The sequence below is a fragment of the Massilia sp. BKSP1R2A-1 genome, assembly GCF_050586525.1.
In the GTDB taxonomy this organism is placed as follows: Bacteria; Pseudomonadota; Gammaproteobacteria; order Burkholderiales; family Burkholderiaceae_D; genus Telluria.
This window is the reverse complement of sequence record NZ_JBOBRE010000017.1, coordinates 79,642-99,387: the sequence shown is the minus strand read 5'-3', so window position 1 is coordinate 99,387 and position 19,746 is coordinate 79,642. Positions and strand designations below refer to the sequence as shown.

Annotated in this window: 20 protein-coding genes; 6 read left to right on the top strand and 14 right to left on the bottom strand. The window is 66.4% G+C overall.

All coding sequences use genetic code 11. The features are described from left to right. The first annotated feature begins 9 nt into the window (after window positions 1–9). Entirely contained in the window at window positions 10–933 is a 924-nt protein-coding gene (locus tag ACQ7JA_RS22180) for a LysR substrate-binding domain-containing protein (protein ID WP_430901792.1), read from the top strand. A 9-nt stretch (window positions 934–942) separates the two neighbouring features. Here ACQ7JA_RS22180 and ACQ7JA_RS22175 read toward each other — a convergent pair whose 3' ends face one another. From ACQ7JA_RS22175 to ACQ7JA_RS22120, 12 genes are all read right to left on the bottom strand, one after another. Beyond that, on the bottom strand, window positions 943–2,151 hold the full coding sequence (locus ACQ7JA_RS22175) for an MFS transporter (RefSeq protein WP_430901791.1): 1,209 nt from the start codon (window positions 2,149–2,151) through the stop codon (window positions 943–945). Between the two features lie 143 nt (window positions 2,152–2,294). Further along, window positions 2,295–2,978, bottom strand: a complete 684-nt coding sequence (locus ACQ7JA_RS22170) for an OmpW/AlkL family protein (protein WP_430901789.1) — start codon at window positions 2,976–2,978, stop codon at window positions 2,295–2,297. Between the two features lie 52 nt (window positions 2,979–3,030). Further along, window positions 3,031–4,401, bottom strand: a complete 1,371-nt coding sequence (locus ACQ7JA_RS22165) for an SGNH/GDSL hydrolase family protein (protein ID WP_430901787.1) — start codon at window positions 4,399–4,401, stop codon at window positions 3,031–3,033. A 427-nt stretch (window positions 4,402–4,828) separates the two neighbouring features. Beyond that, a complete protein-coding gene (locus ACQ7JA_RS22160; protein ID WP_430901838.1) occupies window positions 4,829–5,860 on the bottom strand; it encodes an L-threonylcarbamoyladenylate synthase in 1,032 nt (343 codons plus the stop codon). Further along, complete coding sequence (locus ACQ7JA_RS22155) at window positions 5,860–7,056, bottom strand: 5-(carboxyamino)imidazole ribonucleotide synthase (RefSeq protein WP_430901785.1); 1,197 nt, start codon at window positions 7,054–7,056, stop codon at window positions 5,860–5,862. The genes ACQ7JA_RS22160 and ACQ7JA_RS22155 overlap by 1 nt, the downstream gene beginning before the upstream one ends. 3 nt (window positions 7,057–7,059) lie before the next feature. Beyond that, the gene (purE, locus tag ACQ7JA_RS22150) at window positions 7,060–7,557 is read right to left on the bottom strand and encodes a 5-(carboxyamino)imidazole ribonucleotide mutase (RefSeq protein WP_430901783.1); all 498 of its coding nucleotides are present in this window, start codon (window positions 7,555–7,557) and stop codon (window positions 7,060–7,062) included. Between the two features lie 5 nt (window positions 7,558–7,562). Next, window positions 7,563–8,459: a phosphoribosylaminoimidazolesuccinocarboxamide synthase gene (locus ACQ7JA_RS22145; protein ID WP_430901781.1), complete on the bottom strand. Its 897-nt coding sequence runs from the start codon at window positions 8,457–8,459 to the stop codon at window positions 7,563–7,565. A gap of 145 nt (window positions 8,460–8,604) precedes the next feature. Then, window positions 8,605–9,669, bottom strand: coding sequence for a class II fructose-bisphosphate aldolase (gene fba / locus ACQ7JA_RS22140; protein ID WP_430901779.1), 1,065 nt, complete (start codon window positions 9,667–9,669; stop codon window positions 8,605–8,607). 19 nt (window positions 9,670–9,688) lie between these two features. Further along, window positions 9,689–11,149 carry a pyruvate kinase gene (gene pyk / locus ACQ7JA_RS22135; RefSeq protein ID WP_430901836.1) on the bottom strand — a complete coding sequence of 487 codons (1,461 nt, stop codon included), beginning with the start codon at window positions 11,147–11,149 and terminating at the stop codon, window positions 9,689–9,691. Between the two features lie 82 nt (window positions 11,150–11,231). Next, a complete protein-coding gene (locus ACQ7JA_RS22130) occupies window positions 11,232–12,437 on the bottom strand; it encodes a phosphoglycerate kinase (protein WP_430901777.1) in 1,206 nt (401 codons plus the stop codon). A 51-nt stretch (window positions 12,438–12,488) separates the two neighbouring features. After that, complete coding sequence (locus tag ACQ7JA_RS22125; protein ID WP_430901775.1) at window positions 12,489–12,824, bottom strand: AzlD domain-containing protein; 336 nt, start codon at window positions 12,822–12,824, stop codon at window positions 12,489–12,491. Then, window positions 12,817–13,569 carry an AzlC family ABC transporter permease gene (locus tag ACQ7JA_RS22120; RefSeq protein ID WP_430901773.1) on the bottom strand — a complete coding sequence of 251 codons (753 nt, stop codon included), beginning with the start codon at window positions 13,567–13,569 and terminating at the stop codon, window positions 12,817–12,819. Before ACQ7JA_RS22120 ends, ACQ7JA_RS22125 begins: the two co-directional genes overlap by 8 nt. A 231-nt stretch (window positions 13,570–13,800) precedes the next feature. Between ACQ7JA_RS22120 and ACQ7JA_RS22115 the strand changes: the two genes are divergently transcribed. Genes ACQ7JA_RS22115 through ACQ7JA_RS22105 form a run of 3 tightly spaced genes read left to right on the top strand, consistent with a single transcriptional unit; the run spans window position 13,801 to window position 15,626 of the window. Then, entirely contained in the window at window positions 13,801–13,995 is a 195-nt protein-coding gene (locus ACQ7JA_RS22115; RefSeq protein WP_159700734.1) for a zinc-finger domain-containing protein, read from the top strand. Between the two features lie 52 nt (window positions 13,996–14,047). Continuing rightward, window positions 14,048–15,034, top strand: coding sequence for a YheT family hydrolase (locus ACQ7JA_RS22110; protein WP_430901771.1), 987 nt, complete (start codon window positions 14,048–14,050; stop codon window positions 15,032–15,034). Window positions 15,035–15,038: 4 nt separating this feature from the next. Then, on the top strand, window positions 15,039–15,626 hold the full coding sequence (locus ACQ7JA_RS22105; protein WP_430901769.1) for a DUF2946 family protein: 588 nt from the start codon (window positions 15,039–15,041) through the stop codon (window positions 15,624–15,626). Between the two features lie 126 nt (window positions 15,627–15,752). Here the strand turns inward: ACQ7JA_RS22105 and ACQ7JA_RS22100 are convergent, their stop codons facing one another. Next, window positions 15,753–17,345 (bottom strand): M48 family metalloprotease, encoded by a 1,593-nt coding sequence (locus ACQ7JA_RS22100; RefSeq protein ID WP_430901767.1) that lies wholly within the window; start codon window positions 17,343–17,345, stop codon window positions 15,753–15,755. Between the two features lie 90 nt (window positions 17,346–17,435). Between ACQ7JA_RS22100 and moaC the strand changes: the two genes are divergently transcribed. Then, the gene (gene moaC / locus ACQ7JA_RS22095) at window positions 17,436–17,969 is read left to right on the top strand and encodes a cyclic pyranopterin monophosphate synthase MoaC (RefSeq protein WP_430901765.1); all 534 of its coding nucleotides are present in this window, start codon (window positions 17,436–17,438) and stop codon (window positions 17,967–17,969) included. 88 nt (window positions 17,970–18,057) lie between these two features. Next, on the top strand, window positions 18,058–18,783 hold the full coding sequence (locus ACQ7JA_RS22090) for a flagellar brake protein (RefSeq protein WP_430901763.1): 726 nt from the start codon (window positions 18,058–18,060) through the stop codon (window positions 18,781–18,783). Here the strand turns inward: ACQ7JA_RS22090 and ACQ7JA_RS22085 are convergent. Beyond that, window positions 18,770–19,735 (bottom strand): MerR family transcriptional regulator, encoded by a 966-nt coding sequence (locus ACQ7JA_RS22085; protein ID WP_430901761.1) that lies wholly within the window; start codon window positions 19,733–19,735, stop codon window positions 18,770–18,772. The two genes, ACQ7JA_RS22090 and ACQ7JA_RS22085, sit on opposite strands and share 14 nt — an antisense overlap. Window positions 19,736–19,746 lie beyond the last annotated feature (11 nt).

Sequence of the window (19,746 nt, the reverse complement as noted above, 5' to 3'; positions counted from 1 at the left end):
CAGGATCCCATGGACCGCTTCGCCGAACTCAAGACCTTCTGCACCGTCGCCACCACCGGCGGCTTCTCCAGCGCCGCGCGCCAGCTCGGCGTCGCCACCTCCTCGGTCACGCGCGTGATCGACGCCCTGGAAGAGCGTCTTGGCGTGGCCCTGCTGAACCGCTCGACCCGCAGCGTCACGCTGACCGAAGCGGGACGCGGCTACCATGCGGACGCGCAGCGCATCCTCGAACAGCTCGAGGCCGCCGACGATGCGGTGAGCGAGCGCGGCGACGAGGTCAAGGGAATGCTGCGGGTCGCGGCCCCGCCGGCCTTCGCCGCGCAGTACATCGCGCCGATCCTGCCTGACCTGCGGGTGCGCCATCCGCGCCTGACCCTGGACCTGTGCCTGAGCAATGCGACGGTGAGCCTGGCCGACGAGTCGATCGACGTGGCGGTCCGCATCGGCAGCATCGATCCGGACAGCCGCCTGGTGGCGCGCCGCCTTGCCGCGCACGAGCGGGTGCTGTGCGCCAGTCCCGCCTACCTCAAGCGCCATGGCGCGCCGCGCGAGCCGTCCGAGCTGGCGCGCCACGACTGCCTGCAGTTCAGCTTCACCGACAACCGCCGCAGCTGGCGCCTGCGCCCCAAGGATGACGCCAACGCGGCGATCGAAGAGATCCCGATCCGGGGCGTGGTCCAGGCGGACAATGCCGATGTGCTGCGCCAGGCCGCCATCGCCGGCCTGGGCGTGGCCATGCTGGCGCAGTGGGTGGTGCACGCCGACCTGCGCGAAGGCCGGCTGGTGCAGGTGCTGGACGACTACGACGTCAATCCGGGACCGATGGACGTGGCCATGTATGCCGTGTACCAGGAAAACCGGCGCGGATCGCAGAAGATCCGCGCCTTCGTCGAACTGCTGGCGGAGCACCTGGCGCGCGCCGGCATGCGCTGAAGTCCGCCCTCAGGCCTTGCCGAAAGCAGCCGGGCGGCCGGCGATCTCGCTGAACCAGTAGACCAGGCCAGCCAGCGGGAAGGCCATGCCGGCCAGCAGCGCGCCATGCCAGCCGTGGTGGGCATAGACCCAGCCGCCCATTGCGGAGCCCAGCGCGCCGCCGCTGAAGATCAGCGCGAAATAGATGCCGTTCAGGCGGCTGCGTACCTCCGCGCCGAGCGTGAAGATGGCGCGCTGGCCGAGCACCAGGTTGGCGGCCACCGCCATGTCCAGCACGATCGAAGCCACCACCAGGATGCCGATGGAAAGCATCCGCGAAGCCGGCTCGTACAGCGGCAACGCAAAGCCGATCACACCCAGCGCCAGCGCGACGGCGGTTGCGGTCAAGGTATGGCCCTGGTCCGCCAGCCGTCCCGCCACCGGCGAGGCGATGGCGCCGGCCATGCCGACCAGGGCGAAGATCGCGATTCCGGTCTGCGACAGGTGAAAGTGCGGGCTTGCGAGCACCAGCGGCGTGACGGTCCAGAACAGGCTGAACGATCCGAACAGGCCCGCCTGGTAGGCGGCGCGGCGGCGCAGCACGGGCGTGGTTGCGAACAGGGTCCACAGGGAGCCGATCAGGCGGCCGTAGCCCAGCTGGTGCGCGGGCACGCGCTGCGGCAGCCTGCTGCGCAAGACAAAGGCCAGCACCAGGATTGCACAGGACGCGAGGCCGAAGACCAGGTGCCAGCCGCCATGGTCGGCGATCAGGCTGGCGGCGGGACGCGCCACCATGATCCCGAGCAGCAGGCCGCTGACCACCTTGCCCACGTTGTAGCCGCGCGTTTCCTCGCGCGACAGGTGGGCGGCAAACGGCACCAGCACCTGCGCCGCGACGGAACCAAGGCCAATGCCGAGCGAAGCGGCGAGGAACATCCAGGCGCTGCTGCTCAATGCCGCGAGGGCCAGGGCGGCGCTGGTGGCCAGCAGGGCGACGAAGACCAGGCGGCGGTTTTCCAGCAGGTCGCCGAGCGGCACGATGAAGACCAGGCCGAGAGCGTAGCCGATCTGGGTCAGCGTGACGATCAGGCCCGCCGTCTCGAGCGAGAGGCCGGTGGCGGCGCTGATCGGGCCGACCAGGGTCTGGGAATAATAGAGACTGGCGACGATCAGGCCGGCGGAGATGGCCAGCAGGCGCACCATGCCGGGCGAAATGTCGGGGGCGGTGGAGTGATGCATGTCGTGATCCTTGTTGGGTAGGGCTTGCAAGGATTGTAGGGCTCCGCTGCCCGGCGATTCACAGCGCGCCGCGCAAGACTGTTTTCGACATATAAAGAAAAAGGCCCGCACAAGGCGGGCCTTCGAAAGAAGCGAAACGCTGTTCAGAACTTGTAGCCGACGGCCAGGATCACCGAGACCGGATCCAGCTTCATGTGCTGGGTCTGGCCGGTCGAGAAGTGCACGTCGGTGCGCAGGCGGGCCTTGTTGAGGGTCACGTCGGCGAACCACTTCTCGTTGAAGTTCACCGCCACGCCGGTCTGCAGGGTGTAGGTAAACTTGTTGTCGATGCTGAAGGTGGTCGGCACGCCGCGGCCCGGGTTGGTCACGGCGGTCATCTTGGCCGAGCCGCGTTCCTTCATGAAGTAGGCATAGGTCGCGCCCAGGCCCACGAAGGGACGGAAGGTCGACGTCGGTGCGCCGAAGCGGTACTGGGCGAACAGGGTCGCCGGCAGCGCTTCCACGGTGCCGAGCTGGCCGGTGCCTGCAATCGCGCCCGCGCCATAGATCTTGTGCTTGTACGGCGTGCCGAGGGCGGTCTCGAGCGAGATGTTGTCGGTCAGGCCGTAGGCGAGGACGATCACCGGCTGGATGTCGCTGTCGACATCACCTTTCGAGCCCGGCAGGGCCGGCGCGCTGATGTCGCCGCTCTCGACCTTCGGGGTCAGCTGGTTGAGGCCGAATTTCGCCGTGATCTGGCCGGCCGACTGGGCCGATGCCGTCGAGGCGCAGGCCAGCGCGGCGGCCACGCCCAGCACTTTGACGACACTGTTGAAACGTACTTTCATGTTTTCTCCTGATTGTTATGTGGGCCCGCCCCGGGGGCGGGCCGTGGCACTCTTACAGCCAGCCCTTGACCGCCATCTCCTTGAGGACGAGGCGTGCGATCAGGTTGTTCTCGAACGGCGTCGGGTGGATGTCGTCGGCGAACATGTAGTGGCTGACGTCACCGGCCACCGTGTTGGCGTTGGTGCAGATCAGGGACGTGGTGCCCAGCGCGTTCGGGCCGCATGCCGGGGTAGTCACGTTGGTCAGGCCGTACGGGCCGGGATTCTTCACCTGGTCGTTGCTGACGGCGTACAGGTCGACGTACAGGACGCGCGGGTCTTCGCCGCCCAGGCCGCCCTTCAGCTGGGTGTTGAAGGCGTTGATCATCGCGGTGATGAGGGCCTGGATATCGGCCGTCTTCGATTTGCCGGCCGGGGTGCTGGCGACGTCCGGCAGGTTGGCGACGATCACGTACTTGGCGCCCTTGGCCAGGATCTCGTTCTTGACCAGTGCAGCCATCTGCGCGCCGGCGGCGCCCAGTTCCTGGACCAGCTTCGGACCGTTGGCGGCCGCGTAGTCGGCGCCGGCCTTGGCGCCGGCGGCGGTTGCGTCGGCCTGGGCCTTGGTCACCATCGGGCCGTACACGGATGCTTGCGCCACGGCGGCGTTGCCCGGCTGGCGGGCGGCGGCGCCCACGGCTGCGGCGACGATGGTCTGGCTGGTGTTGCCCGGACGCGCGCTCTCGGTGGCGATGGCCGCGCCGATCGCCTGGGCGGCGGTCTGCGGGTTGGTCGCGCCGGCGGCCAGCTGCATGGTCAGCGAGGTGGCGAAGGTCTGCGCGCCGGCGGTGTTGCCGGCGGCGGTCGCCTGGGCCGACAGGGTGCTCAGCTGCATCAGGACGTCGTTACCGCCGGACAGCACGGTGACCAGTTCGGTGCCGCTGAACTTGTTGCCGCTGCGGGCCAGGTGGTTGGCGACCTGGGTCACCAGCGGCACGGTGGTTTCGCCGATCGGCGAGCCGGTGGCCGGGTTGCCCGGGCCGACCGGGTTGGTCACGCGCGAACCGCCCTGGGCGTAGTTGAAGCAGGTGAGGTTCTGGACGATCGGGACCGAGAAGCCTTGCGCGGCATTGCCGATCAGGCCGGTCTGAGCGGCGCACGGCGCCGGCAGTTTCAGTTCGGCGGCCAGGAACTCGACCCAGATCTTGCCGTTCAGTTCAGGATTCTTCGCGGTGCCGTCGCCGTTGATGGTGAACTTGCCGCCGCCGGCCTGCTTGACCGCGCCGACCGCGTAGGTGCCGACGTCGGACAGGCTATCGCCGAAGGAAACTTGCTGGGTGAAAGTCAGTTTCTGCGTTTGGTCGCCGCCGCTTGGGCTGGTACCGCCGCAAGCAGCCAGCACGGCCGCCGTCAACATGGCGAGCGCGAGTTTGGTATGACGCATTGTGTCTCCTAAAGTAGGTTTGTTCTGAAACGAACGGCCGTGCTATTCGTATCTCAATAATATGCCAGTGTTCAACTTGCTTGTATAGCGAAACAGTTGCCGTGACGTCAGTTTTCGCTGACAAGCGATCAATGCTTCGGGGGAAGCGATTATAGCGCCGCGCACGAGCCCGGCAGTAGCGGAAATTTGTAATGGGAATTTCGCAGACAGCCCGTAAAGACGGGCGTTCTGCGAAATGCAACGACTCAGGCGCCAGGCTCGGCACGACACTGCGACACCGGGGTGTCAGGTCTGACAAACGGACACGGCCTCGACAGTAATCACTTGCAACGGTTGAGTTCGTGTCCGAATGTCAGACCTGACACCAAGGTGCTGCAACGGTTGAGCTCGTGTCTGAATGTCAGACCTGACACCAAGGTGCTGACGTTCAGGTCGTTGGGTCGATGTGGCCGTTGAGCAGGCCGTGCACGATGCCGGTCGAGCCATGTGCGGCGCGGCGCAGGCGGTCGTTGACGCCCAGCCAGTCGCCGCCCTGCGGGGGTGCCTCGACCAGGATCACGTCGGCGCCCTGGCCGTCCATGGCGCGCAGCGCCGCGTAGAGGGCGTGGGCGAAGCCGTCAGGAGTGGCCGGCAGCAGCTGCGCGGCGTGGGTCGGCGGCATGTGGGAGTAGTGGATCAGCGCGACCTTGCGGCCCGCCGCGGCGAGCTCGGATAAGGTCTGGCGCAGCTGGGCACTGTCCTGCATCGCCACCGGTGTGTGCGGCGCGTAATGCGATTCGAGCGTGCCGGAGGCGCGCGGGGCCGCCGCATCGGGGGCGCTGGGCAGCTGGTCGATGACGGCGGCGATCGCCTCGGCGCTGATGTGGCCCGGGCGCAGCAGCACCGGGCCATGCGTGGCCAGGCGCGACAGGTCGACGATGGTCGATTCGATGCCGACCTGGGAGGCGCCGCCGTCGAGGACCATGGCCACGCTGCCATCGGCATCGAATTCGTCGCGCACGTGCTGGGCCAGGGTCGGACTGACGGCGCCGAACTTGTTGGCCGACGGCGCCGCGACGCCGCCCTTGCCGCCCTTGAAGGCGCGCAGCAGGGCGATCGCCACCGGGTGCGAGGGGCAGCGCAGGCCGACCGTGTCCTGGCCGCCGCTGACGGCGTCCGGGATGTTCGGGGCGCGCTTGAGGATCATGGTCAGCGGGCCGGGCCAGAAGGCTTCGGCCAGCGCCTGGGCTTCACGCGGAATATCCGTGGCCCAGTAGTCGAGCGGCGCATCGGGAGCCAGGTGCACGATCACCGGGTGGTCCTGCGGGCGGCCCTTGGCGGCATAGATGGCCGCCACCGCCTGCGGGTTCTCGGCATCGGCGCCCAGGCCGTAGACGGTCTCGGTCGGGAAGGCGACCAGCGCGCCGGATTCCAGCGCGCGTGCGGCGGCGTCGATCGCCACCTGGTCCAGCTGCTCCATCACGCTGCGATCCCCAGGATGGCGCAGGCTTCGCGCAGGCTGGCTTCCGCTTCGGCCAGCGTCGGCGCGACGAAGGTGATGTGGCCCATCTTGCGCGCGCGGCGCGGGTCGTCCTTGCCGTACAGGTGCAGGTTGGCGCCCGGCAGCGCCAGCACGCGGTCCCAGGCGGGTTCGCGTGCCGCAGTTTCCCCACCTTCGCTATCTCCCTCGAACCACACGTCGCCGAGGATGTTCAGCATGACGGCCGGCGAATGCTGGCGCACGTCGCCCAGCGGCAGGCGCGCCATCGCACGCACCTGCTGCGCGAACTGGCTCGTCACGCAGGCGTCGATGGTGTAGTGGCCGCTGTTGTGCGGACGCGGGGCCATCTCGTTGACGACGAGCGTGCCATCCTGCAGCACGAAGAACTCGATGCACAGCACGCCCACATAGCCCAGCTGGGCGACGATGGCGCGCGCCGCATCCTGGGCCTGCTTCGCGCAGGCGGCGGACACGTTTGGGCCCGGAACCGTGGTCGTGAACAGGATGCCGTCGCGGTGCACGTTCTCGGCGATCGGATAGACCACCGACACGCCGTCGGCGCCACGCGCGGTCAACACCGACACTTCGTAGGCCAGCGGCAGCATCTTCTCCAGCAGGCAGGTCACGCCGTTCATTGCGTCAAAAGCCGCGCGCACGTCCTCGCGGCTGCGCACGCGCACCTGGCCCTTGCCGTCGTAACCCATGCGGACCGTCTTGAGGATACCCGGCAGCAGGTCATCGGCGATGGCGTCGATGTCGGCGTGCGAGGCGATGGTCTTGTGCGGGGCCGGCATCACGCCGGAGGTCGGCGCGCACTCCACGAAGAAGCGTTTTTCCGCGATGCGGTCCTGGGCGATCGACACGCAGGACGCCGCGGGCGCGACAAAGGTGCGCTCGCCCAGCCAGGCCATGCTGTCGGCCGGGACGTTTTCGAATTCGGTGGTGATGGCCACGCATTGCTGCGCCAGTTCGGCCAGGCCTTCCGGGTCGGTATAGGCCCTGGAGATCAGGCGCTCGGCGACCTGGCCTGCCGGGCTGACCTGGCTCGGCTCGAGCACGGCCACCTGGTAGCCCATGGCCTGGGCGGCGTGGGCGAACATGCGGCCCAGCTGGCCGCCGCCCATCACGCCGAGGACGGCAGACGGCGTGGCGGTCGGGAGAAATGCTTTAGTCATGCTTCAAACGGGAAGGGTCATGGCCTGGGCGGCCGCGGTCTGCTCGAGGCGGAAGGCCAGCAGCTTCTCGGCAAGCAGCTCGTCCGTCGCAGCCAGGATTGCGACTGCGGTCAGGGCCGCATTGGCGGCGCCGGCTTCGCCGATGGCGAAGGTCGACACCGGCACGCCCTTGGGCATCTGCACGATCGACAGCAGCGAATCCTCGCCGCGCAGGTACTTCGACGGCACCGGCACGCCGAGCACCGGCACGATGGTTTTCGCGGCGACCATGCCCGGCAGGTGGGCGGCGCCCCCTGCCCCGGCGATGATGGCGCGCAGGCCGCGGCTACGGGCGGTCTCGGCGTAGGTAAACATCTCGTCCGGCATGCGGTGGGCCGAGATCACCTGCGCCTCGAAAGGCACGCCGAACTGTTTCAGCACATCGACGGCATTCTTCATCACGTCCCAGTCGGACGAGGAACCCATGATGACGCCAACGACTGGTTTTGCTTGATCGGTCATCGGATTCAGGCCTTCAGCTTCTCGCCGGTCAGGCGTTCGATGGCTTCGAAATACTTGGCCTGGGTCTTTTCGATGACGTCTTGCGGCAGGGCCGGGGCCGGGGCGGTCTTGCCCCAGTCGGTCAGGGTTTCCAGGTAGTCGCGCACGAACTGCTTGTCGAACGACGGCGGCGACATGCCCGGCGCGTAGGAATCGGCCGGCCAGAAGCGCGAGGAGTCGGCGGTCAGGACTTCGTCCATCAGGTGCAGCACGCCATTGTCGTCCAGGCCGAATTCGAACTTGGTGTCGGCGATGATGATGCCCTTCGTCGCAGCGTATTCGGCGGCGGTTGTATAGAGCTGGATGCTGATGTCGCGCATCTTGGCGGCCAGTTCCTTGCCGATGCGCTGCTCCATCTCGTCGAAGGAGATGTTCTCGTCGTGCTCGCCGATGTCGGCCTTGGCGGCCGGGGTGAACAGCGGCTGCGGCAGCTTGTCTGCCTGGCGCAGCCCTTCCGGCAGCTTGATGCCGCAGATGGCGCCGCTTTCCTGGTAATCCTTCCAGCCCGAACCGATGATGTAGCCGCGCACGACGGCTTCCACCAGGATGGGCTTGAGGCGCTTGGCCACGACGGCGCGGCCGCGCACCTGCTCCACTTCATCCGGCGCGACGACCGATTCCGGCGCCACGCCGGTCAGGTGGTTCGGCACGATGTGGCCGAGCTTCTCGAACCAGAAGTCGCTCATCTGGTTCAGCACCATGCCCTTGCCGGGAATCGGCTCGTTCATGACCACGTCGAAGGCCGACAGGCGGTCGGTGGTGACGATCAGGATCTTGTCGTCGCCGACAGCGTAGTTGTCGCGCACCTTGCCGTGACCGAGCAGTGGCAGGGACTTGATGGTGGATTTGTAGAGGCTGTTCATAGAAGGGGTATCAGGGAAACAGAGCCGGAGAAGGCCTCCGGTGGAGCAGTCCAGGCCGGGGATGGCCTGGACCAAATGCGACATTTTACGTCAACTCGCATCGCGCCGCCGCAGGAGCAGCGGCGGCGCGATGCGGCGGCGGTGCTTACTGCACGATCTGGGCCAGTTCGCCCGCCTTGTAGCGCTCGGCCATCTTGTCGAGCGGGATCGGCTTGATCTTCGCCGCCATGCCCTCGCAGCCGAAGGACAGGTAGCGCGCCTTGCAGACTTCCATCGCGGCTTCGCGGGCCGGCTTCAGGTAGTCGCGCGGGTCGAACTTCGACGGGTTCTGGAACATGTACTTGCGGATCGCAGCGGTCATGGCCAGGCGGATGTCGGTGTCGATATTGATCTTGCGGACGCCGTGCTTGATGCCTTCCTGGATCTCTTCGACCGGCACGCCGTAGGTCTCTTTCATGTCGCCGCCGAATTCGCGGATGATGGCCAGCAGTTCCTGCGGCACCGAGGACGAGCCGTGCATCACCAGGTGGGTGTTCGGGATGCGCTGGTGGATTTCCTTGATGCGGTCGATGGCGAGGATGTCGCCGGTCGGCTTGCGGGTGAACTTGTAGGCGCCGTGCGAGGTCCCGATAGCGATAGCCAAGGCGTCGCACTGGGTTTTCGCGACGAAGTCGGCGGCCTGGGCCACGTCGGTCAGCAGCTCTTCGCGGGTCATGGTGCGATCGGCGCCGTGGCCGTCTTCCTTGTCGCCCTTCATGGTTTCCAGCGAACCGAGCACGCCGAGTTCGGCTTCGACCGTCACGCCGATCGAGTGCGCGAACTTCACGACCTCTTTCGACACTTCGACGTTGTATTCATACGAAGCCACGCTCTTGCCGTCGGCTTCCAGCGAACCGTCCATCATCACCGAGGTGAAGCCCGAACGGATCGCGGCCATGCAGACCGCCGGCGACTGGCCGTGGTCCTGGTGCATGACGACCGGGATGTGCGGGTAGGCTTCGACGGCGGCGTCGATCAGGTGGCGCAGGAAGGCTTCGCCTGCGTACTTGCGGGCGCCGGCCGAGGCTTGCATGATCACCGGCGCATTGACCGCGTCGGCGGCGGCCATGATGGCCTGCACCTGCTCCAGGTTGTTGACGTTAAATGCCGGCAGGCCGTAGCCGTGTTCAGCGGCGTGGTCCAGCAATTGACGCATCGATACGAGTGCCATGGTTGATTACTCCAAACAATTAAGAAACTATTTCGTCCAGCTCGCCCACGCGCACGATCTTGAGCGCATTGGTGCCGCCGGCCTGGCCCATCGGTGAACCCCAGGTGACCACGATCAGGTCGCCCTTGCGCACCATGCCTTCGTTGATCAGCACTTCCTCGGCCTTGCGCAGTACCGCGTGGCTGCCACCTTCCTGCAGGAGGTGGAATGCTCGCACGTTCCGGTACAGCGACGCCTTGCGCTGCGTCGTCTGGAGCGGGGTCAGGGCGAAGATCGGGGTGTCGATCGAGTGGCGGCTCATCCACAGTGCGGTCGAGCCCGATTCGGTCAGCGCCACGATCGCCTTCACCTTCAGGTGGTGGGCCGTAAACAGGGTGGCGTTGGCGATCGACTGGTCGATGCGGGTGAACTGGACGTTCAGGAAATCTGCGTCACGCTTGTTGTATTCGGATTGTTCCGCCTCGAGGCAGATGGCGGCCATCATTTCGACGGTTTCGACCGGGTACTTGCCCGATGCGGTTTCCGCCGAGGTCATCACGGCGTCGGTGCCGTCCAGCACGGCGTTCGCCACGTCCGACACTTCGGCGCGGGTCGGCACGGCGTTGACGATCATCGACTCCATCATCTGGGTCGCGGTGATGGCCAGCTTGTTGGAAGCGCGCGCCATCTGGATCATGCGCTTCTGCAGCGCCGGCACGGCCGCATTGCCCACTTCGACCGCCAGGTCGCCGCGGGCCACCATGATGCCGTCCGACGCGTCCAGGATCTCCTGCAGCACGGGGATCGCTTCGGCGCGCTCGATCTTGGCGATCATCATCGGCTTGTGGCCGTAGGGCTCGCCGGCGATATTGGCCAGCTGGCGCGCCATTTCCATGTCGGTGGCGTTCTTCGGGAAGGAAATCGCCAGGTAGTCGGCCTGGAAGCTCATCGCAGTCTTGATGTCTTCCATGTCCTTCGAGGTCAGGGCCGGCGCGGTCAGGCCGCCGCCCTGGCGGTTGATGCCCTTGTTGTTCGACAGCTCGCCGCCGACCTTGACGGTGGTACAGATTTCCTGGCCCACGACCTTGTCGACGATCAGCACGATCAGGCCGTCGTTGAGCAGCAGCTTGTCGCCCGGCTTGACGTCGCGCGGCAGGGCCTTGTAGTCGAGGCCGACGCGTTCCTGGTTGCCCAGCTCGCCATTGTCGCCCCAGCGCGCATCCAGGATGAACTTGTCCCCATTGTTCAGGAAGATCTTGCCCTCTTCGAACTTGCCGACGCGGATCTTCGGACCCTGCATGTCGGCCATGATCGCCACTTCGACGCCGCATTCGGCGGCCGCGCGGCGCACCAGGGCGGCGCGGTCGATGTGGTCCTGTGCCTTGCCGTGCGAGAAGTTCAGGCGCACGACGTCGACGCCGGCACGGATCATTTTCACGAGAATGTCGAAGTCGGTCGATGCCGGGCCGATGGTGGCGACGATCTTGGTGGCGTTGTACAGGGGGCGCGCAGCTTGCATGTGTCGGGAATCCTTGATCTTGAAAAGAGAAGCGCAGCTTTCAAAGCTGCGCTGTGTTCACTTCTTATTTGTCGTTACGCTGGAGCAGAATCTCGACTGCCGGCAGGGTCTTCCCTTCCAGGAACTCGAGGAAGGCGCCGCCGCCGGTCGAGATGTAGCCGATGCGCTCGCCGATATCGTACTTGGCGATCGCCGCCAGGGTGTCGCCGCCGCCGGCGATCGAGAAGCCCTTGGAATCGGCGATGGCCATGGCCAGGGTCCTGGTGCCCTCGGCGAACTGGTCGAACTCGAACACGCCGACCGGGCCGTTCCAGACGATGGTGCCGGCCTTGGCGACCTGCTCGGCCAGCATGGCGGCGGTCTTCGGACCGATGTCGAGGATCATGTCGTCGTCCGCCACGTCTTTCACATCCTTGACGGTCGCAGCGGCGGTCGGGCTGAACTCCTTGGCGCAGACCACGTCCACCGGAATCGGCACCTGGGCGCCGCGGGCGACCATCATGTCGATGATCTGCTTGGCTTCGCCGACCAGGTCGTTTTCGACCAGCGACTTGCCGATGTTCAGGCCGACGGCCTTCATGAAGGTGTTGGCGATGCCGCCGCCGACCACCAGGTTGTCCACCTTGCCGGCCAGGCTCTGCAGGATGGTCAGCTTGCTCGACACTTTCGAGCCGGCCACGATGGCCAGCAGCGGACGGTTCGGCTGGCCCAGGGCCTTGCCCAGGGCGTCCAGTTCGGCCGCGAGCAGCGGGCCTGCCACGGCCACCGGTGCGAATTTCGCGATGCCGTGGGTGGTGGCTTCGGCGCGGTGGGCGGTGCCGAAGGCGTCGTTGACGTAGACGTCGCACAGCTTGGCCATCTTCTCGGCCAGCTCGTCCGAATTCTTCTTTTCACCCTTGTTGACGCGGCAATTCTCCAGCAGCACGACCTGGCCCGGCGCGACGTCGACGCCATCGACCCAGTTCTGCTTCAGTTCGACCGGCTGGCCGAGCAGTTCGGACAGGCGCTTGGCGACCGGCGCCAGGCTGTCTTCCGGCTTGAATTCGCCCTCGGTCGGACGGCCAAGGTGCGAGGTGACCATCACGGCGGCGCCGGCTTTCAGGGCGGCCTGGATGGCCGGCACGGAGGCGCGGACACGGGTGTCTTCGGTGATATTGCCAGCGTCATCCTGCGGCACGTTCAGGTCGGCACGGATGAACACGCGCTTATCCTTCAGCGCGTCACGGTCGATCAAATCTTGCAGGCGGGTGAAACTGAGAACGTCGTCCATTGGCTAGTCAACAGTGTAATAGTGAAAAAACGTCATTGTACATTAGCGAGGCTACGCAAAAACGTGAAGTACACGCAACAGTGTAAAGACAACCATGCCGAAGATAATGGTCATCAGCATGCTGCGCCGCCAGAGGTAAAAGGCGAAGGCGGCGATGGCCGCGATGAGCTTCGGATTCGCGATGGTCAGCTGCACCTGCCCCTGTGGATCGATCAGCAGGTCCGGCCCGATGATGGCCGCCAGCGCACAGGCCGGCGCATAGCGCAGCATCTCCTGCACCCGCGGCGGGATGGTGACGCGGTGGCCGATCAGCCAGAAGGAACTGCGGGTGGCGGCGGTCGCCACGCACAGGACGCCGATGGTGAGCCAGATCTCCCAGTCAGACATTGCCCGCCTTTCGCTTGGCCAGGGTCTCTTCGACGAACATGGAGGTGACCATGCCGACCACGACGGCAAGCAGCAGGCCGAGCTTGTACGGCAGGCCATAGGCCAGCACCGAGATCACGAGAGCCACCACCACCCCGCACAGGGCGGCGTTGTTGACGATCAGGGGGACCATGATGCACAGGATCGCCAGGGTGCCGGCGAAGCCCAGCCCCCATTCGGTCGGAATGGCGCTGCCCAGGAAGATGCCGACCAGCGATCCCGCCTGCCAGGCGAACCAGTTCGGATACATCAGGCCCTTCAGGTAGGAGAGCTTGCCGGCGACACGCTCCACGGTCGGATAGCGCTGCAGGAACAGGGCCACGGTCAGGTCGCCCGAAATATAGCCAAGCAGGAAGCGCTGCTTCCACGGCAGGTGGGCGAAGTGGGGCCCGAGCAGGGCGGAGAAGATGACGAAACGCAGGTTGACGACCAGGGCGGTGGCGAAGATCACCCAGACCGGCGCGGCGGCCGCGATCAGGGGGAGTGATGCGAGCTGGGCGGATCCCGCGAAGACCAGCAGGGTCATGCCGACCGCCTGCCAGACCGTCAATCCCGTCTTGACCATGGCGATGCCGACCACCAGGCCCCATGCGCCGATGCCGAACAGGCTCGGCAGGCCGGTCTTGAAGCCTTCACGCCAGGCCTCGGGGTCATGGACGTCGACCGTATCGGGAAGGTGCCGACCTGGCGGCACGGCCCCGTTCATGTGGCTTTCCTGCAACGGCCCGAAGGGGCGGATGCGGCGACGGGCTTGAAACGGTCGGGCATGAAACGCATGTGAAGGTGTTCGTAGAGCGCCCCCGGGGCTCTGCAGGAAGACATAGTGCGCACCCGGGCTGGATTGTGATCAGTTCGCTATTCTACCGATCATTTCAGCATGCATGGTGAATCCGGTAGAATCCTGTCTTTGCCTAAACTACGCTTGACGGAGAACCAGATGACCCAAAACACGATGCCCGTGGTGGAACTCGAGGCCAAAGACCTGCCGGCACACTGCCCGAATCCGGCAATGCCGCTGTGGTCCTCGCACCCGCGCGTCTTCCTCGATTTCGATCACCACGGCGACGCCAAGTGCCCCTACTGCGGCACCCAGTACCGCCTGGCCCCGGGCGTCGAGCTCAAGCACCACTGATCGCATCCGGCGCGGCTCCCTGCCGCGCCCTCCCGGTACCCGGCGTCCCACCATGCTTTACCGCGCGCCCGCCTGGCTACCCGGCGGCCACCTCCAGACCATCTATCCGGCGACTTGCGTCGCCAAGCCCCCGGTCGCCTATCGGCGCGAGCGCTGGCCGACGGGCGACGGCGATTTCATCGACGTCGACTTCGTCGACGGCCAGCCTGGCCAGCCGCTGGTGGTGCTGTTCCACGGCCTCGAAGGATCCTCGAACAGCCATTACGCACGCAGCCTGATGGCGGCGCTGCAGGCGCGCGGCTGGTCCGGCGCGGTGCCGCATTTTCGCGGCTGCTCCGGCGAAGCCAACCTGACGCCCCGCTTCTATCACTCCGGCGATGCGGTGGAAGTCGACTGGATCGTGCGCAAGCTGCATGCCCGCGCTCCCGGTCCCCTGTACGTGGCCGGCGTCTCCCTGGGCGGCAACGCGCTGCTGCGCTGGCTCGGCGAATCCGGCCACGGCGCCGATTTCGTCGAAGCGGCCTGCGCCATCTCCGCCCCGCTCGACCTGGCGCGCGGCGGCGAAGCGCTGTCTTCGGGCCTGAACATGCTGTACACCCGCATGTTCCTGCAGACGCTCAAGCCCAAGTGCCTGGCGAAGCTGGAGCGCTATCCGGGTCTGTTCGACCGCGCCGCCCTGCTGCAGGCGCGCGACCTCTACGCGTTTGATAACGTGGTGACCGCGCCGCTGCACGGCTACAAGGACACCGACGACTACTGGCACCGCGCGAGCGCCCGCCACGTGCTGGACGCCATCACCGTGCCGACCCTGGTGCTGAACGCCCGCAACGATCCCTTCCTGCCGGGCCGCCATTTACCGGAGAACGCATCCAAAGCCGTGACGCTGGAGTATCCTGAGGAAGGCGGCCATGTCGGCTTCCCCGCCGGTCCCTTCCCCGGGCGGATCGACTGGCTGCCGCGGCGCATCCTGCATTTTTTCGACACCCATGCCGGTCCGCGTGCGGCAAGCGCGGCCGCCACCGAACCCTGCGAAGCTTGAGACCATGGACGACATCGTAAAACAGGCAATGGCCAAGTGGCCGAACGTACCCCACTGCTACGGCTGGCTGGCGCTGGATGCGCGCGGCAACTGGCGCATGCGCGACGAAGCGGCCCAGCGCGCCAACGGGCCGGGGGACAAGCTGACGAACCCGACCCTGGTCGGCTTCATCAACCGTAACTACGGCCACGACGGCAAGGGCAACTGGTATTTCCAGAACGGGCCGCAGCGGGTCTACGTCAACCTCGAGGCGACGCCCTTCATCGCCCGCACCGATCCGGCCCAGGGCTTCGTGCTGCATACCGGGCAGCCGATGCCCGAGATCGAAGCCGTGTTCATGACCGAAGCCGGCGCCGTGGTGCTGCAATCGGGAGAGGTGGTCGCCCAGCTGGACGACCGCGACGCGGCGCAGGTGCTGGCGCGCATGGAGCTCGAGGGGCGGCCGGCGTCGATCGAGGCGATCCTGGCCTGTCTCGAAGACGATGCGGAAGAACTGTCTCTGGTACTGGGCGAGCGGCGCCTGCGCGTGGAACGCCTGGTGACGGAAGCCCTGCAGCGCCGCTTCGGCTACGTGCAGCTCCCTGGGATGTAGGGGTGATCCAGTCCAGTGGACTGGGTCACGATTCGCCGCACGCGCGTTCAAACCGAATATGAACTGAGGTAGCTCTGATCGAGCCGGAGTTGGACGCGCGGTCGGCAGAGCCGACCACCCTACTGTCTATTCAAATTCCTTCATGTCTTCCTTCTCCGCCTTCTGCTGCGCCTTCAGCGCGCGCTCGCGCGCGTCGATGACCGCCTGGTCGTAGAAGGACACGTCCCCCGCCTTGCGCGCCAGCTCGAGCTGCGCCACCGCGGCCGGCAGGGCGCCGGCCATGACGTACGATTCCGCCAGCGCCATGTGCTGCAGCCCGATCTTGCCCTGCTTCGCATAGGCCTTGGCCAGCATGTCGTGCAGTTTCGGCTCCTCGCGATAGAGCTGGGTCTGCTCCCGCAGGTAGCGGGTCGCATCCTCGTACTTGCCGGCGGCGATCAGGGCGTCGCCGTACTGGTGCGCGAGGGCGCGCGAGAGCGGATAGCGCTGGCGCGCCGCATCCGCCAGTTGCACCGCCTGCTCCACCTGGGCGGCAGGCTGGCCCGGCGCCAGCTTGATGTCGATCTCGAGTCCCGTGAACAGCACCGCCCCATCGCCCGCGTTCGACGCGCCCGAGAACACGCCTTCCTTCGGCTTCATGGTGGCGCGCGCCTTGTCGAGCCAGCCCTGGGCGTCGCTCACGTTCCCCTGGCGCAGCGCCAGCAGCGCCAGGCCATACTGCGCCCCGGCCTGCAGCTGCCGGTGCTGTTCCTTGAGCTGGGTCTCGAAAGCGATCCTGGTGTCGCGCCGGCCGGAGACGGTTTCGTCCTGCAGCACGCGGGCGCGGGCGCGGATCAGCTGGAAGTCGACGTTGTCGACCCGCGGCTTCTTCGGAATCTCGCGGATGCGCGCCTGCATGTCGGTGATGCGCTCCGCCGTCAGCGGGTGGCTGCTCAGGTGGGCCAGGTGGGCAGGAATCTCGCCGCTCAGGCGGGTCGCGCTCTGCAGGCGCTTGAAGAAGCCGACCATGCCGGTGGTGTCGTAGCCGCCGGCGGCCATGATCTGGATGCCGACCCGGTCCGCCTCGCGTTCCGCATCGCGGCCGAAGTTCAGCTGGCGCTGGATGGCCAGGCCCTGGCCGCCCATCAGCACGCCCATGGCGGCATCGGGGCTGGACTTGGCGGCCAGCGCGGCCAGGATCATCGCCGCCAGCGGCAGCAACATATCCTGCTTCTGCTGCCCCAGGCTGCGCGCGATGTGGCGCTGGGTCACGTGGCCGATCTCGTGGGACATCACGCCGGCCAGCTCGGATTCGTTCTGGGCCGCGACCAGCAGGCCCGTGTGCGCGGCGATGAAGCCGCCGGGCAGCGCAAAGGCGTTCAGGTTCGCATCGCGCATGGCGAAGAAGGAGAAATCGGCATTGGTCTCGCCGCGCGCGCCGGGTACGGCGGCGACCAGGGCGCTGCCGAAATTGTTCAGGTATTCGATGATGGGCGCGTCGTCCAGATAGGCGGCGTCGCGCCGCACGTCGCGCATGATCATCTCGCCGAGCTTGCGTTCGAGCACGGGCGACAGGTCCTGGCGCGCGGTATCGCCGAGCGTCGGCAGGCGGGTGGAGTCGAGCTTTTGCAGGGGATCGGCGGGGGCGGCGAAGGCGAACGCAGCCGCCGTGCACAAGGTCACGGCAGTGAGCGCTGGGCGCCAGCGGCGCGCCGATGCTGGGCTGGGAGCGGATTTCACAATGCTATGATAACCCCATCCGCAGCCGCGTTGCTGCCTGCCGAACACTTTGTAAGCCGCCCTTAATCTCCTTTTAATGATTCCCTGGCAATGACTTCTCCTACTGCACCCGCCGACGGCCTGACCCATTTCGATTCCACCGGCCAGGCCCACATGGTCGACGTCGGCGCCAAGCAGGACACCCACCGCATCGCCGTCGCCGCCGGCACCATCCGCATGAAGCCTGAGACCCTGGCCCTGATCCAGTCGGGGACGGCGAAGAAGGGCGACGTGATCGGCATCGCCCGGATCGCGGCCATCATGGCCTCGAAACGCACCAGCGACCTGGTGCCGCTGTGCCATCCGCTGCCGATCACCCGGGTTGCGGTCGACTTCGAGATCGACGAGGCGGCCAGCAGCGTGCACTGCCGCGCCCAGGTCGAAACCATCGGCAAGACCGGGGTCGAGATGGAGGCGCTTACTTCGGTGCAGGTCGGCCTGCTGACGATCTATGACATGTGCAAGGCGGTCGATCGCGGGATGGTGATGACCAATGTGCGCGTGCTGGAAAAGCATGGGGGCAAGTCGGGCGAATGGACAGCCACCCTGGAAGCTGAGCCTCCATTGACCAGCCGGGGCGCGTAGCTCAGTCATATCGGGTGTCGGAAGTTACAATCCGCAATATTTCGGTCATGCATAACTGCTACCATGGCAACTTTGCATTCCGAATAATATGAACGCCCGTCCGATGAACAGCCAGGTTCACGAGCTCAAAACCCAGGAATTCGAGTTCGAGGCCATGAACCTGCAAGTCGGCATGCGCCTGCAGTTCATCACGCACCGGCAGGTCAAGCCGGTCCAGCACTTCTCCACCCTCATCGGCTACGTCAAGGACGAGTACATCATCGTCAAGATCCCGACGGAGCACGGCGCGCCGATCACGCTCGGCGACGGCGAGCGCGTCACGATGCGGGTGTTCTCGGGCGTGAACGTCTGCTCCTTCGCCTGCACGGTGGAGCGGGTCTTCCCGCGGCCGCTGTTTTATGCGCACCTCTCCTTCCCGACCGCGATCCAGGGCACCAGCCTGCGCGGCGCGGCGCGCGTCAAGGCCGACATTCCGGCCCGCATCAAGGCGCGCGGCATGGCTGCGGCCGCGGTCGAGGGCAGCATCGTCGACGTGTCGGTCACGGGTGTGCGCATCCATTCGGCGCAATCGCTACCGCCCGACGGCGAGGAAGTCACGCTCGACTTCATGGTGCTGCCGCCGTCCGGCACCCACGCGGTGCGCATCGAGACGCGCGCCATCGTCCGCAACCGGACCGCTAGCCAGGCGTCAAGCGACAGCCAGGAAGTGTTCAGCTATGGCGTCCAGTTCGTGGACCTCGATCCCATGCACTACACGCTGCTGCAGAACCTGACCTACGAGGCGCTGCTGGCCGACCGGCTCAAGATCGTGTGACGCCGGATTGCAGCACGGCCAGGTTCTCGGCCAGGATCAGCTGCGCCATCGCGTCTTCGAGCAGGGCGCGCGCCTGGGCTGCGGCATGGCCCAGGCGCGCGTGCAGCTCCGCATCTTCCGGATTGCGTGAAGCGCACTGCGCGCTGTAGCGCTCAAAACTTCCTACCGTCATGAGTACTTCAGCCAGGTGGCGCGGGCATTCGCATGCCGGACCCTGGTTGAGCTGCGCCAGCGCCGCCAGCGCACCGTCGTCGTAGCGCCTCGGCGGCGGGGCTGCCGGCTTGCCTTGCTCGGGCAGCCGCATGCCGCGCACAGCCGAACGGCACAGGAAGGTCAGCTCGCCGATGTCGGCCGGTACGCGCGCAACCAGGCAGCCCTGCCCACGCAGTGCCCGGATCGTTGCGCTGGCACAGAAGCGGTACAGCACCAGCACGGCGTCGATGCCAAGCCGCGCACGCGCAGAGGCGATCCTTGCCACGATGCTTTCGTCCAGTTCGGACTCTTCGACGATCAGCACATCGGCAGCGGTATCGGACGCGAGGTCCTGCAGTTCGTCGACGTCGGGACAGTGCCCGAGCAAACGAATGCCGCTGGCCTCGCTTCCCATGGCGGCGAGCCGGCGCGGCAGGCTCGTGCCTGCCACCAGGGCCCGCACCGGCTCCTGCGCCAGGGCCTGTTCACGGCCGCCCAGCATCGTTTTCAGTTCTTCCGGGCGCAATTCGGCCAGCAGGCCGATCGCATGCCCCTGGTCGACCAACTGCTTGAGCAAGGCCAGTCTCTCCACGTGCTCGACCGAGTAAAGGCGCTGCCCATGTTCGGAACGCTGCACGTCCGACAGGCGGTAACGGCGCTCCCAGACCCGCAATGTTTCGACAGGCAGGCCGGCGAGCCTCGCTGCGGTGCCTGCCCGATACATGACTCGGCCATGAACCTCTTTTTTGAAACTTTCCATGATGTTGACCC

Coding starts and splice junctions, on each gene's coding strand:
- ACQ7JA_RS22180 (WP_430901792.1), top strand. CDS start 10: ATGGACCGCTTCGCCGAACTCAAGACCTTCTGCACCGTCGCCACCACC.
- ACQ7JA_RS22175 (WP_430901791.1), bottom strand. CDS start 2,151: ATGCATCACTCCACCGCCCCCGACATTTCGCCCGGCATGGTGCGCCTG.
- ACQ7JA_RS22170 (WP_430901789.1), bottom strand. CDS start 2,978: ATGAAAGTACGTTTCAACAGTGTCGTCAAAGTGCTGGGCGTGGCCGCC.
- ACQ7JA_RS22165 (WP_430901787.1), bottom strand. CDS start 4,401: ATGCGTCATACCAAACTCGCGCTCGCCATGTTGACGGCGGCCGTGCTG.
- ACQ7JA_RS22160 (WP_430901838.1), bottom strand. CDS start 5,860: ATGGAGCAGCTGGACCAGGTGGCGATCGACGCCGCCGCACGCGCGCTG.
- ACQ7JA_RS22155 (WP_430901785.1), bottom strand. CDS start 7,056: ATGACTAAAGCATTTCTCCCGACCGCCACGCCGTCTGCCGTCCTCGGC.
- purE (WP_430901783.1), bottom strand. CDS start 7,557: ATGACCGATCAAGCAAAACCAGTCGTTGGCGTCATCATGGGTTCCTCG.
- ACQ7JA_RS22145 (WP_430901781.1), bottom strand. CDS start 8,459: ATGAACAGCCTCTACAAATCCACCATCAAGTCCCTGCCACTGCTCGGT.
- fba (WP_430901779.1), bottom strand. CDS start 9,669: ATGGCACTCGTATCGATGCGTCAATTGCTGGACCACGCCGCTGAACAC.
- ACQ7JA_RS22130 (WP_430901777.1), bottom strand. CDS start 12,437: ATGGACGACGTTCTCAGTTTCACCCGCCTGCAAGATTTGATCGACCGT.
- ACQ7JA_RS22125 (WP_430901775.1), bottom strand. CDS start 12,824: ATGTCTGACTGGGAGATCTGGCTCACCATCGGCGTCCTGTGCGTGGCG.
- ACQ7JA_RS22120 (WP_430901773.1), bottom strand. CDS start 13,569: ATGAACGGGGCCGTGCCGCCAGGTCGGCACCTTCCCGATACGGTCGAC.
- ACQ7JA_RS22115 (WP_159700734.1), top strand. CDS start 13,801: ATGACCCAAAACACGATGCCCGTGGTGGAACTCGAGGCCAAAGACCTG.
- ACQ7JA_RS22110 (WP_430901771.1), top strand. CDS start 14,048: ATGCTTTACCGCGCGCCCGCCTGGCTACCCGGCGGCCACCTCCAGACC.
- ACQ7JA_RS22105 (WP_430901769.1), top strand. CDS start 15,039: ATGGACGACATCGTAAAACAGGCAATGGCCAAGTGGCCGAACGTACCC.
- moaC (WP_430901765.1), top strand. CDS start 17,436: ATGACTTCTCCTACTGCACCCGCCGACGGCCTGACCCATTTCGATTCC.
- ACQ7JA_RS22090 (WP_430901763.1), top strand. CDS start 18,058: ATGAACGCCCGTCCGATGAACAGCCAGGTTCACGAGCTCAAAACCCAG.
- ACQ7JA_RS22085 (WP_430901761.1), bottom strand. CDS start 19,735: ATGGAAAGTTTCAAAAAAGAGGTTCATGGCCGAGTCATGTATCGGGCA.